Here is a 14,125-nt window from a genome sequence, read left to right on the forward strand (position 1 = left end):
TGAACAATTTTAGACAATGTGTTTAAAAATAGATTTTTTTATCTTGTCTTTTTAATTTTTTTATGTATAATCTATTATATCAGAAATTTAGACAAGTAGTTTAAAAAAAGGAGACAATATGTTTAAAGAATGGAAAGCAATCTTTAAAAAACCGACATTTATTATTGTCATGATAGGAATTTCCTTAATTCCAGCTCTTTACAATATCATTTTCTTATCATCAATGTGGGATCCATACGGTAAACTTTCGGAGTTACCTGTAGCAATTGTTAATAAGGACCAAGCTGCTACTTATAATGATGAAAAACTCACTATTGGTGAAGACATGGTGTCTAATTTGAAAGATAGTGATAGTCTGGATTTTCATTTTGTAGATGAAGGTGAGGGAGAAAGAGGACTACGAGATGGGGATTATTACATGGTTGTAACATTGCCAAGTAATCTTTCTGAGAAAGCTTCTTCTATCCTTACAAATCATCCTGAACAGATGACGATTGACTATCAGACATCAAGTGGTCATAGTTTTATTGCAAGCAAGATGAGTGATTCTGCCATGACACAAATCAAACAGACTGTGGCTACTAAAGTTACTCAATCTTATACCAAAGCTTTATTTGATAAGATGGGGGATTTAAAACTTGGTTTATCTCAAGCGGCAAATGCAAGTTTACAGTTGGCTGATGGTTCGAATAAGCTTTCTGATGGGAGTCAAACCTTATCAACCAATCTTCAAACCTTAGCTCAATCGAGTCTCACATTTTCTAACGGTGCTGATCAATTATCTACAGGATTAGGAACCTATACAGCTGGTGTAAATCAGTTAAATCTTGGTCTTGGTAATTTTAATACTGGTTTAAATCAATATACCAGCGCTATTTCACAAATTGATAATGGATTAAACCAACTGAACTCAAAGACACCGGCACTGGTATCAGGATTGAATCAACTTGATGCAGGCACACAAGCCTATACAGGTGGTGTTTCTCAACTCAATTCAGGATTAAATCAATTTTCACTTGGTATTGATACTTATACAAATAGAGTTCAAAGTCTATCATCAGGTACAAATCAGATTTCTACAAAATCAGAGACTCTACGTACAGGACTAACGCAACTTAATCAAGGTATTCAAAAACTTTCTACTCAATTAGATGGGACAACCCAACAAAAAGATCAGATTAAACAATTAGCAACTAGTTTAGAGCAATTTAATCAAGATATTCAAAATATTCAAACAGCAGATAGTGGAGAGATAACACAAGTAACAAACCAGCTTTCTAGTAGTTTATCAACGATTGCAAATTCAGCACAAAGCATCGTTACTTCAAATCAATCTGAAAAAGAAACTACTTTATCAGCTATTCAATCTACGAGTGCTTATCAAAGCTTAACTCCTGAACAACAGGCAGAGATAACTTCTGTGGTTTCTAATCCATCATCTTCTGCTAGTGAGTCAGCACGAACAATTTTAAATACAGTTCAAACGTTACAATCTTCTTTAGAAAATGTAACCACTCAAACAAATAGTTTAACTCAATTAAAGAATCAGTCAAGTAAATTATTACCAACTGCTTCTTCAACATTGACAAGTTTGTCAAGTGGATTAACACAGATTCAAACAGCAATTGATGGTCAGTTATTGCCAGCTAGTCAAACTCTATCTGGTATTGCCAGCTATACAAAATCTGTAGACCAAGTAGCTTTAGGAGCAAGTCAGTTGAGTTCGAAAAATTCGAACTTGACAGGAAGTTTCAATAAGTTGCTACAAGGCTCTAGTCAGTTGACAGAAAAATCTTCTACATTGACAGGTGCTACTGCTAAGTTAGCAGCGAATGGGCCAGAATTAGCAACAGGAATTGATAAACTTGCATCAGGTGTCAACCAAGTAAACAATAAAACATCAGATTTAACTGCTGGATTTAATCAATTACAAGTGGGTTCTCAACAATTAGCTGATAAATCAGACCAGCTAGTTTCAGGAGCAAATCAACTAGCTAATGGTTCTGAAAAAATAGCTAGTGGAGCAGATAAACTTGCTCAAGGATCTGAAATTTTACAATCAGGACTCGGAAAATTAAGTGATGGTTCAAGTCAATTAAATCAAGGGTTGACAGATGCTGATAAACAATTGAATAAGGCTTCAACTGAACCAAAAAATGCAGACTTACTGGCTGATCCTTTAAGTCTTTCAAAAACTGATACGGATCAAGTTGCTGTTAATGGGATTGCCATGGCTCCGTATATGATATCAGTTGCTCTTTTTGTTGCTGCTATTTCAACTAATATGATTTTTGCTAAATTGCCTTCTGGGCGCCATCCAGAAAGTCGCTGGGCTTGGTTTAAGTCTCGCTTTGAAATTAACGGTATCATTGCTGGTTTGGCAGGAGTATTAGTTTATGGTGGAGTACATTTAATTGGACTTACTGCAGTTCACGAATTCAAAACCTTTGCTTTGATTATTTTAACTAGTCTTGCTTTCATGGCGATGGTAACAGCATTGACAACCTGGAATTCTCGCCTAGGCGCCTTCTTCTCCTTAATTTTATTACTCCTTCAATTAGCATCAAGTGCAGGAACTTATCCTTTAGCTTTAACGAATCAATTCTTTAAAACTATTAATCCATGGTTACCTATGAGTTATTCAGTTTCAGGTTTACGACAAACCATTTCTATGACAGGCAATATTCATAGTCAGATTATTTTCCTTATCTTTACAGTAATGATTTTTGTTGCTTTAGGAATGCTTGCCTACCAACCTAAAAAAGTTGAAGAAGACTAAAAACTATCGACCGATTTGGTCGATAGTTTTTTTATCTAGAATATTTTTTTCTTTGAATATCATAAAAAATAAAGACAATAATGGCTATAAGAGAACAACTTGCACCAGCAACAAATCCTTTTGGAATAAAGGAAAGGGTAATAGTTCCTTCACCTTCAGGAACATCAATTTTCATAAATCCAGTTTGTGCCTGTTCAATTTGTAATTTTTTACCATTTTGATAAGCAGACCATCCTTGATCGTATGGAATTGTGAAAAAGATTGATGTATCATTCTTTACCTTATAATTTACAGTGACCTTATTTTTATAAGAGCTCACCTCTACTGGATTTTCTTTTATTTTGTGTATAGCCTCCGTATATTTCTTAGTATCTAAGCGATAGAAAGTTGGAGATTCAAATGATACTTGAGCATTTCCTGGAAACTTAACTTGGATATCAAAAGTTTGTTTATGTTCTGCATATCCAAGATTAAAAAATGTAAAAACATTATCTGTGGTAAAGGATTTTTTTTCACCATTGACAATGATGTCAACTTGCTTTTTCTTATCGTTTGAAAAATTTATCTTGGTCATGGAAAGGTAAACCTGACTATTATCTGGTACTTCAATGCTGTAGCTGATAGTTGCATCTTCAGTATCAGTTCCGTTTAGATTGACCACGTTGTCACCAGAGTCTGTATGATGATTTATCGGATAAAAGTACTCTTCATTTAAGCCAGCAATTTGATTTAAAAATTGAGTTTGGTTATCAAGAGTATGGTCATTAAAAGTGACATCTTTGTAAAGAGACTGTGTAGCAAAAGCAATTGGGAGAGCGAATTGATTTTTATAAAGGGTTAGATTATCTTTTTGATAGCTTGGATGAAAACCATATTTATCTGGATAGGTTTCAGAAATATTGTAGCTGATTCCAAATAAACTATCTGCAATGATAGTATTATTTGCATAACGAAGATTAAGGTTGGTACCTGAAGATTTAAAACCCAACTTATCTAACGTTGTACTTGCAGAACGATTACGAACAGATGAAAATTGTGAGATGCCATTGTAGTTAAATTTCATGCTATCGTTTCCAGTTTGAGTTTGTAACTTTTCAGTTCGTGTAAATGTATCTGGTTGCTGTTTGGTATACTCCAAAATAGCTTCCATACTTGGAATATCTTTATCATAAGTACTACGAGAAGCAAATCCCCATTCTTTCGTAATTCCATTTAGTTGAGATGAAGCATTAAAACTAATTTCACTTATTGTAAAGATCAAAATAAGAATTGAAAAGATTTTTAGAGAAATCATTTTTTTAATAAGTGCCAATAGTAACAGTAAGTATACCACTAAGAATTCAAGCGTTAAGAGTATATTTAATTTAGTTAGAAATGAATAATGATTTTTAAAATAAATGGTTGCCAGATAGCCAAATAAAAGGAAGGTCATTGAGAATAAAATATTCCATAATTTAATATCCTTAAATCTATTTAAAACTTCTGCTGAAATATAAATCAAGAGAGTAGAGAAAATCCAAGCATAGCGATGAAGAAACATATTTGGTGCGTGCATTCCTTGCCAAAATAAATCTAAGGCTTCTAGATAAAAACTAGCAATGATGAGAATGAGTAGAGTTGCATAGCATAGTTTCACGTGAAACTTAATTGATTTTAATGTAAAGAATACAATTGTTAAGATAAAAGGAAGGAGGCCTACAAAAATCATTGGGATAGAACCATATTTAGTTGTATCGAAAGCACCAATAAATTGTTTAGCGAATAGATCTAGATACCAACTGGCATCTGTTTTTATTTTTGTAATAGCGGTTAGTTTTTCACCATGAGTTCTTAAATCAAACAAGGTTGGGAGTGTCATGATGAAACTTATTAAACCAGCGAGTAAGGATGTTAGGAAAAAATCAAGGAAAGAATACTTGCGACTTTTAAAATCCCAGGAAAGTTGGCAAAAATACCAAACTACCAAAAACAGGGCAGTCATATAACCAAAATAGTAGTTTTGGATAAATAAGATTGACAAGCTTGTAAAGTATAGAATACGTTTTTTTTCCGTTATGAGTAGATGTAAACCAGTTAAAATTAAGGGGATTAAAATAAAAACATCCAACCAGGTCTTAATCTCTACTTGACTAACTGTAAAGCTCATTAATGCATATGAGGTAGATAGAGCTAATCGAAGTAGGGCAGATATATTTTTGAATATTTTACTCAAGCTAAAAAAGGTTGACAGACCTATCAAGCCAAATTTCAACAAGGTTGACAAATAAACTGCATCTGGCATGCTTGATACATCAAAAAAATAAACAAGAGGAGATAGAAAACTACCAAGGTAATAACTGGACAAGGCATAAAAATTGAGACCTAGACCGCTGGTAAAAGTATAAAATAGGCTATCACTCCCATGTAAAATATTACGAAGATTTAGATCAAAAATAACATATTGATGAAATCCATCCCCCAATAAAGGTGAAGTATCACTATTCCAGTAGATACCTTGAGAAAGATAGACTCCGAATATAATTACTAGGGGAATAATGAAAGAAATAAGATAGGTCCAATAGTTTCTGAAAAATGTTTTCATGTTACCTCATAGAATGTTAGAAAACTCAGTTGGTTAATCCAACTGAGTTTTAAAGTATTATTTAGTCTTTCCAAAGTTCTTTGACTTTTGCTTGTACTTCAGCATTTTCTAAGAATTCATCATAGGTTTCATCGATACGGTCGATTACACCGTTTTTAGATAGGACAATAATGTGGTTAGCCAATGTTTGAATGAATTCATGGTCATGACTGGCGAAAATGATAGATTCTTTGAAGTTTTTCAATCCATCGTTCAAACTTGAAATAGATTCCAAATCTAAGTGATTAGTAGGATCGTCAAGTACTAGAACATTTGATTTCAAAAGCATGAGTTTCGATAGCATCACGCGCACCTTTTCTCCTCCTGACAAGACGTTTACAGGTTTGTTAACCTCATCTCCAGAGAAGAGCATACGACCAAGGAAACCACGCAAGAAGGTATTGTCATCTTCTTCTTTACTTGCAAATTGACGGAGCCAGTCAAGGATAGATTCACTCCCAGCAAAATCAGCTGAATTGTCTTTTGGTAAGTAAGAGCGACTAGTTGTAACTCCCCACTTGACAGTTCCTTCATAGTCGATATCACCCATGATCGCACGAATCAATGCAGTTGTTTGGATATCGTTTTGTCCGATAAGAGCTGTCTTGTCACCTGGACGCAAGATAAAGCTGATGTTGTCAAGAATAGTTTCACCATCAATCTTGACAGATAGATTTTCTACTGTCAAGAGATCGTTTCCGATTTCACGTTCAGCTTTAAAGTTGATAAATGGATATTTACGACTAGATGGCACAATTTCTTCAAGTTCAATCTTATCAAGCATTTTCTTACGTGATGTTGCTTGTCTTGATTTAGAAGCATTAGCAGAGAAACGAGCAACGAATTCTTGTAATTGCTTAATTTTTTCTTCTGCTTTAGCATTACGGTCTGCTAGCAATTTAGCAGCAAGCTCAGAAGATTCTTTCCAGAAGTCGTAGTTTCCGACATAGAGTTTGATTTTTCCAAAGTCAAGGTCGGCCATGTGAGTACATACTTTGTTCAAGAAGTGACGGTCATGGGATACGACAATAACGGTGTTATCAAAGTCAATCAAGAAATCTTCTAACCAAGTAATAGATTGGATATCAAGACCGTTGGTCGGCTCGTCTAGAAGAAGTACATCTGGTTTACCAAATAGAGCTTTAGCAAGGAGTACTTTCACTTTGTCTCCATTTGCGAGTTCACTCATATTTTGGTAATGAAGATCTTCAGGGATATTCAAGTTTTGCAAGAGTTGTGAAGCTTCACTCTCAGCTTCCCAACCACCTAGTTCAGCAAATTCTCCTTCAAGCTCAGCTGCACGAACTCCATCTTCATCAGTAAAGTCTGCTTTCATATAGATAGCATCTTTTTCTTTCATGATGTTGTATAGTTTTTCATTACCCATGATAACAACATCAATAACACGTTCATCCTCATAGTCAAAGTGATTTTGACGAAGCACAGAAAGACGTTCATCAGGTCCAAGAGAAACATGACCAGTTGTAGGTTCAATATCCCCAGCTAAGATTTTTAAAAATGTTGATTTACCTGCACCGTTAGCACCAATTAAACCATATGTGTTTCCTTCTGTAAATTTGATGTTGACCTCATCAAAAAGTTTGCGATCACTAAAACGTAGTGAAACATCAGATACTGTTAGCAATTTTTTTCTCCTATTATATGTAATACTCTAATTCTACTAGAAAATCAGCAAATATTCAAATTTTTATCTGTCAATTATTTGTAAATTAAGTTTACAGATAGTTTACAGTTGAGGAGTTGAAATCGTAATTATTTGATAAAAAAATTACCTGTCTTTTTATCAAAAAAATGCTATAATTGAAAGGACCATATCAAAGGAGAATAAGATGAATAAACCCATTATTTTAACAGGAGATCGTCCAACGGGGAAATTACATATTGGGCACTACGTTGGTAGCTTAAAAAATCGTGTCTTATTACAGCAAGAAGATAAATATGACATGTTTGTTTTTTTGGCTGACCAGCAAGCTTTAACTGACCATGCAAAAGATCCACAAACTATTGTAGAGTCTATTGGGAATGTTGCTTTGGACTATCTTGCAGTGGGATTGGATCCTAACAAATCAACGATTTTCATCCAAAGTCAGATTCCAGAGTTGGCAGAGTTGTCTATGTATTACATGAATCTAGTGTCTTTGGCTCGTTTGGAACGAAATCCAACAGTCAAGACAGAAATTGCTCAGAAAGGCTTTGGAGAAAGTATACCAACTGGATTTTTAGTTTATCCAGTTGCGCAAGCAGCAGATATTACAGCATTTAAGGCTAACTTGGTTCCAGTAGGGAATGATCAAAAGCCGATGATTGAACAAACACGTGAAATTGTGCGTTCTTTCAACCATGCCTATAACTGTGATGTTTTAGTAGAGCCAGAAGGGATCTATCCTGAAAATGAAGGAGCAGGTCGCTTACCTGGTCTTGATGGAAATGCCAAAATGTCTAAATCGCTTAATAATGGTATCTACTTGTCAGATGATGCAGATACTTTGCGTAAGAAAGTAATGAGTATGTATACAGATCCAGATCACATTCGTGTTGAGGATCCAGGTAAGATTGAAGGAAATATGGTTTTCCATTACTTAGACGTATTCGGACGTCCTGAAGATGCTCAAGAAATTGCTGACATGAAAGAGCATTATCAACGTGGAGGTCTAGGTGATGTTAAGACAAAACGGTATCTACTTGAAATCCTAGACCGTGAACTTGGTCCAATCCGTGAACGTCGCCTAGAATATGCTAAAGATATGGGTGAAGTGTATAATATGCTTCAAAAAGGTAGTGAAAAAGCTCGAGAAGTTGCTGGTCAAACGCTATCAGAAGTAAAATCAGCAATGGGGCTAAATTACTTTCATTAATCGATAAAATACGAACTCTAAAACTATCTCTTCTTTAAAATTAAAGGGATAGTTTTTTTATATTATCTATTATCAATATAATTGACAAATTTTCATAGAATGGTATGATAGATACAATACAAAAAGCGTCAAGCTCAAAAAGAAAGAAAAGAGGAAACTTCAATGTCTAATTGGGACACTAAATTTTTGAAAAAAGGTTTTACCTTTGATGATGTATTGCTTATTCCAGCAGAGAGTCATGTATTGCCTAATGATGCGGATTTAACAACAAAATTGGCAGATAATTTGACTTTAAATATCCCAATTATTACAGCAGCCATGGATACTGTAACAGAAAGCCAAATGGCTATTGCTATTGCGCGTGCAGGTGGTCTTGGTGTTATCCATAAAAATATGTCTATTGAACAGCAGGCAGATGAAGTTCGTAAGGTAAAACGTTCTGAAAATGGTGTTATCATTGATCCATTCTTCTTGACTCCAGAGCATACAATTGCAGAAGCAGATGAACTCATGGGACGTTACCGTATCAGTGGTGTTCCAGTGGTTGAAACTCTTGAAAATCGTAAGTTAATTGGTATATTGACCAATCGAGATCTTCGCTTTATTTCTGACTACAACCAACCAATTTCAAAACACATGACCAGTGAAAACTTGGTTACTGCTCCAGTTGGTACAGACTTAAAAACTGCTGAGAGCATTCTTCAAGAACACCGTATTGAAAAACTTCCACTGGTTGATGAAAAAGGTCGTCTTTCTGGCTTGATCACAATCAAAGATATTGAAAAAGTAATTGAATTTCCAAATGCTGCAAAAGATGAATTTGGTCGCCTTCTTGTTGCTGGTGCGGTAGGTGTTACTTCTGATACATTTGAACGTGCAGAAGCACTCTTTGAAGCAGGGGCTGATGCCATTGTCATCGATACAGCACACGGACACTCAGCGGGTGTTCTTCGTAAAATCGCTGAAATCCGTGCGCATTTCCCAGACCGTACACTGATTGCCGGAAATATCGCTACTGCTGAAGGTGCGCGTGCCCTTTATGACGCAGGAGTTGACGTTGTTAAAGTTGGTATTGGGCCAGGTTCAATCTGTACAACTCGTGTTATCGCAGGTGTCGGAGTTCCACAAGTTACAGCTATCTATGATGCAGCGGCAGTTGCTCGTGAATATGGCAAAACAATCATTGCCGACGGTGGAATCAAGTATTCTGGAGATATTGTTAAAGCTCTTGCTGCTGGTGGAAATGCAGTAATGCTTGGTTCAATGTTCGCGGGAACAGATGAAGCTCCAGGTGAAACTGAAATCTTCCAAGGACGTAAGTTCAAGACTTACCGTGGTATGGGTTCAATCGCTGCGATGAAAAAAGGTTCAAGCGACCGTTACTTCCAAGGTTCTGTCAATGAAGCAAATAAACTTGTTCCAGAAGGAATTGAAGGGCGTGTTGCTTATAAAGGAGCAGCAGCTGATATTGTCTTCCAAATGATTGGTGGTATCCGTTCTGGTATGGGTTACTGTGGTGCTGCTAACCTTAAAGAATTGCATGACAATGCTCAATTTATCGAAATGTCTGGTGCTGGTCTAAAAGAAAGCCATCCACACGATGTGCAAATCACAAATGAAGCACCAAACTACTCAATGTAATAAAAAATCTCCTGTTTGACAGGAGATTTTTTTGTTTACAATATTGTAAATCTTAGTTTACAGACAATTGACCATCTTTTACTGTAAATACACTGAGATTATCAGGTAAGTTCTGAAGATGCTCTAAACTAGTTGTAGTAATAAAGGTTTGAATGTTTTGAGATATAGTCTCTAATAATTTTAGTTGACGATTATTGTCAAGTTCACTCATAACATCGTCAAGTAAAAGAATAGGCGCTTCCTTGGTAATACTCTCCATCAACTCAATTTCAGCTAGTTTGATAGAGAGGACAAGACTACGATGCTGTCCTTGACTGCCAAAACTTGCTTCTATACCGTTGATTAAGAAAATCATATCATCTCGATGAGGACCAACTCCAGTATTCTTTTTAGATAAATCTCTTGCTCTACTTTTTTGAAGAGCTGCATAGAAAGATTCTGCTAGGTGTTCCTTGTCAGTAAAGTTTACAGATGGTTGATAACGTATTGACAACTCTTCCAATTGGTCTGAGATATCAAAGTGCTTTTTACGACCAAAAGACTCCATTTTTTTGATAAATTCTGCTCTGTGAATCATCACTCGACAACCGTAGTCGACCAGCTGTTCATCGAGAACAGATAAAAATGTCTCGTCGATATGATTTGCTGACTTTAAGTAGGTATTTCTTTGTTTAAGCACATGATTGTAGCTTGACAAGTCTGACAAGTAAATTGGTTTAATCTGTCCCAGTTCCATATCTATAAACTTACGTCGGATAGCTGGTGCTCCTTTGACAAGTTGTAAATCTTCGGGTGCAAATAGGACAACATTCATGTGTCCAATATAGTCAGATAGCCGAGCTTGCTTTAAGTGATTGACTTTAGTAATCCGACCTTTTGGTGTTAAGTCAATCTCAAGTGGAACAGTAGCCGTTCGTTTTTGAAGAATTCCAGAAACTTGAAGTTGTTCTTTTTCAAATTGAATTAAATTCTTGTCTGTCTTTGTCCGATGACTTCTAGTTAAAGCTAAAAAGTAAATACTTTCCAGAAGATTGGTTTTTCCTTGTGCATTTCGACCAACAAATACATTCAATTTAGGATTAAATTCAATCTCAGTATCCTGATAGTTTCTAAATTGCTTGATGGATAAGTTTTTTAGCCACATACTTATCTACCTGGGAAACGTGGTGCAGTTTTTGTTTCAGCTTTCTGGGTCTTTTTTGTTGGATTTTTTTTGGCCGTCTTATTCATTTCTTTAACAAGTTTAGCCACACGTTCTTTCTCAAGTTTTTCTTTGACATATTCTTCCTGTTCTTCTAAGCTCGGTTGCGTCAGAATGATTTGGATTTTCATGTCAGGAATGTCGATAGAGTCTCCGATTCTTACTTTTTTCCCACGACGATTTTCTAATTCCCCATTAAAGTAGACATGATGCTCAGCTAAAAAGGATTTAATAGCTCCGCCACTGTGTATAATACCAAGTTCTTTCAAGAGAGCTTGGAGAGTGATAAATTCTTCAAATAATTTGTATTCCATAGTTCACCTCAATCTTTGGTATTATACCATATTTTACCTTGAAATGGCAGAGGTAAATTCGTTAGAAATGAAAGCGATTTTAATTCTAAAAGGGGTAAAGAGAACAAGAAAAATTTCTCTTTTCATGGTATAATAGAACTCTATGTAGAAGGAGGTAAGCGATGGAGTTAGTACCTGGAATTGCAGTGCATTTTATCCAATCAAAAAAATTTAAAACTAATAAAATTACTGTGCGTTTCACAGCTCCATTGTCTTTGGATTCAATTTCAAGTCGCATGTTAAGTGCCAGTATGCTTGAAACTGCCAACCAAAGTTATCCAACTGCACAACTGTTTCGAAAACGTTTAGCAACCTTGTATGGAACTGATTTGTCAGCGCACGCCTATCGAAGAGGACAAAGTCATCTTGTGGATTTGAGTATTTCCTATGTGCGTGATGAATTTTTAAGTAAGAAAAATGTATTAACTTCTCAAATTTTAGAATTACTGCACCAGGTTCTTTTTACACCATTGTCAGATGAGGATGAATTTGAGAAAAATGCTTTTGACATCGAGAAAAAACAGATCTTATCAAGGCTAGAATCAGAATTGGAAGACCCATTCTTCTTTGCACATAAAGAGTTAGATCAATTGTTTTTCCAAGAAGAATCAATGCAGCTAGTTCCTAAAGATTTGATTTCTAGAATTTCAGAAGAGACTCCAGAAACATGTTTTTCAAGCTATCAAAAAATGCTAAAAGAAGACCAAATAGATATTTTCTTCTTAGGGGATTTTAATGAAATTGAAGTTTTAGAGTTTTTACATAAATTTCCTTTAACAGGTCGTAAATTAGCTGTAAACATTCAATATCAGCAACCCTATTCTAATGTTCTTAGAGAAGGTATTGTTAGAAAGAGATTAGGACAGTCTGTTTTAGAGATGGGCTACCATAGTTCAGTAGTATATGGTGATGAAGAACAGATGGCAGTGCTTCTTGTCAATGGTCTGTTAGGAGCCTTTCCTCATTCGAAACTATTTACCCAAGTGCGAGAAAAAGAAGGACTGGCCTATACGGTATCAAGTCATTTGGATCTCTTTAGTGGATTTTTACGATTGTTTGCTGGAATTGATCGGCAAAATCGAAACAAAGTAAGAAAATTGATGAATCATCAGTTGCTTGACATAAAAAATGGCAAGTTTACAGATAAGGAGATTGATCAGACCAAACAAATGATTCGTCGATCCTTACTACTAGCTCAGGATAATCAAGATTCTATTGTCGATAAATATTATCTCTCAACTTTTTTTGGGAAGGCGAATCTTGACACAAAAATTTTAATCGATAAGCTTGAACAAGTTGATAGAGAAGCAATTTGTGAAGCAGCAAACAGTTTTAAGTTGCAGGCTATTTATTTTATGGAAGGAGCAGAATGACCAGACCTACTTTTCAAAAGAAATATTATCCTGCTGTAAAAGAAACTTTGTATCAAACTAGATTAGAAAATGGTTTGACAGTTACTTTACTACCTAAAAAGGACTTTAACGAGGTTTATGGCGTTGTAAGTGTCCAAGTCGGTTCTGTTGACACAAGGTTTACAGTAGATGATAAGGACTTACAACAATATCCACAAGGAATCGCTCATTTCTTAGAACATAAGCTTTTTGAAAGAGAAGATTCTGGAGATGTTATGGCAGCTTTTACAGAGTTGGGTGCTGAAAGTAATGCCTTTACGGGCTTTACGAACACTAGCTATCTTTTCTCGACTTCTGAAAATGTTCTAGAGTGTTTAGATTTGCTAGAGGAACTTGTCACTACCTTCAATGTAACGGAAGAATCTGTGGAACGAGAAAAGAATATCATTCAACAGGAAAGAGAAATGTATCAGGATGATCCGGATTCTTGTCTATTTTTCAAGACTTTGGCAAATCTCTATCCAGAAAGTCCTTTAGCTTCAGATATTGTTGGTAGTGAAAACTCTATTGATGCTATTTGTCTGGAGGATTTGAAAAAGAACTTTAAAGAGTTTTACAGACCTGTCAATAGTAATATCTTTTTAGTGGGGAATTTTGATTTTGAACTGCTTGAAGATTATTTTGCTAAGAAATCTCATCCTCAAGAAAAAAAACATGAGTTTAAGAGAGAACAAATACCTTTACATCCTGTAAAGACTACTGAAAGTTTACGGATGGACGTGGCTTCTCCAAAATTAGCGATCGGTATTAGAGGAAATGAAGATATCGGAAATCGAGATCAGTATCGTTATCATCTTTTATTGAAATTGTTGTTTACAATGATGTTTGGTTGGACTTCACAAAGATTTCAAAAATTATATGAGACAGGTAAACTGGATGCTTCCCTGTCTTTAGAAATAGAAGTTGATCCTCGTTTCCATTTTGTGATATTAACAATGGATACAAAGGAACCTGTGGCACTTTCTCATCAATTTCGTAAAGCTATTCGCAATTTTATGAAAGATGAGGATGTAACTGAGGATCACTTGGATATTGTAAAAACTGAGATGTATGGAGAATTTCTTCATAGTATGGATTCCCTAGAATACATTGCCACTCAGTATCATCCAACCGATACAGGACCTACCCTGTTTGACCTTCCTAAACTTTTGCAGGAAATTACTTTAGAAGATGTTCTAGAGGCTGGACATGATTTGATAGATAATAGCGATATGGTTGATTGTACAATTTTCCTGATATAATC

The 14,125-nt window shown here is 35.4% G+C and carries 9 protein-coding genes; 5 read left to right on the forward strand and 4 right to left on the reverse strand.

Going from position 1 to position 14,125, the window contains the following annotated elements:
- Positions 1–118 precede the first annotated feature (118 nt).
- On the forward strand, positions 119–2,779 hold the full coding sequence (locus GEZ89_RS00820) for a YhgE/Pip domain-containing protein (protein WP_153224635.1): 2,661 nt from the start codon (positions 119–121) through the stop codon (positions 2,777–2,779).
- Positions 2,780–2,810: 31 nt separating this feature from the next.
- On the opposite strand, the gene GEZ89_RS00825 is transcribed toward GEZ89_RS00820, so the two are convergent.
- Positions 2,811–5,360 carry a YfhO family protein gene (locus GEZ89_RS00825; protein WP_153224636.1) on the reverse strand — a complete coding sequence of 850 codons (2,550 nt, stop codon included), beginning with the start codon at positions 5,358–5,360 and terminating at the stop codon, positions 2,811–2,813.
- Between the two features lie 61 nt (positions 5,361–5,421).
- Positions 5,422–7,044, reverse strand: coding sequence for an ATP-binding cassette domain-containing protein (locus GEZ89_RS00830; protein WP_000958799.1), 1,623 nt, complete (start codon positions 7,042–7,044; stop codon positions 5,422–5,424).
- 205 nt (positions 7,045–7,249) lie between these two features.
- On the opposite strand from GEZ89_RS00830, the gene trpS reads away from it, so the two are divergent.
- Positions 7,250–8,275 carry a tryptophan--tRNA ligase gene (gene trpS, locus GEZ89_RS00835; protein WP_153224637.1) on the forward strand — a complete coding sequence of 342 codons (1,026 nt, stop codon included), beginning with the start codon at positions 7,250–7,252 and terminating at the stop codon, positions 8,273–8,275.
- A gap of 162 nt (positions 8,276–8,437) precedes the next feature.
- On the forward strand, positions 8,438–9,916 hold the full coding sequence (guaB, locus tag GEZ89_RS00840; protein ID WP_153224638.1) for an IMP dehydrogenase: 1,479 nt from the start codon (positions 8,438–8,440) through the stop codon (positions 9,914–9,916).
- A 52-nt stretch (positions 9,917–9,968) separates the two neighbouring features.
- Here the strand turns inward: guaB and recF are convergent, their stop codons facing one another.
- Together recF and yaaA are read right to left on the reverse strand one after the other, a co-directional pair.
- A complete protein-coding gene (gene recF, locus GEZ89_RS00845; RefSeq protein ID WP_153224639.1) occupies positions 9,969–11,060 on the reverse strand; it encodes a DNA replication/repair protein RecF in 1,092 nt (363 codons plus the stop codon).
- Positions 11,061–11,062: 2 nt separating this feature from the next.
- On the reverse strand, positions 11,063–11,431 hold the full coding sequence (gene yaaA, locus GEZ89_RS00850; protein WP_153224640.1) for a S4 domain-containing protein YaaA: 369 nt from the start codon (positions 11,429–11,431) through the stop codon (positions 11,063–11,065).
- Between the two features lie 161 nt (positions 11,432–11,592).
- On the opposite strand from yaaA, the gene yfmF reads away from it, so the two are divergent.
- Together yfmF and yfmH are read left to right on the forward strand one after the other, a co-directional pair.
- On the forward strand, positions 11,593–12,843 hold the full coding sequence (gene yfmF / locus GEZ89_RS00855; RefSeq protein WP_153224641.1) for an EF-P 5-aminopentanol modification-associated protein YfmF: 1,251 nt from the start codon (positions 11,593–11,595) through the stop codon (positions 12,841–12,843).
- Positions 12,840–14,123 (forward strand): EF-P 5-aminopentanol modification-associated protein YfmH, encoded by a 1,284-nt coding sequence (gene yfmH / locus GEZ89_RS00860; RefSeq protein WP_153224642.1) that lies wholly within the window; start codon positions 12,840–12,842, stop codon positions 14,121–14,123. Before yfmF ends, yfmH begins: the two co-directional genes overlap by 4 nt.
- Positions 14,124–14,125 lie beyond the last annotated feature (2 nt).

This window comes from Streptococcus mitis (assembly GCF_009496285.1).
In the GTDB taxonomy this organism is placed as follows: Bacteria; Bacillota; Bacilli; order Lactobacillales; family Streptococcaceae; genus Streptococcus; species Streptococcus mitis_BP.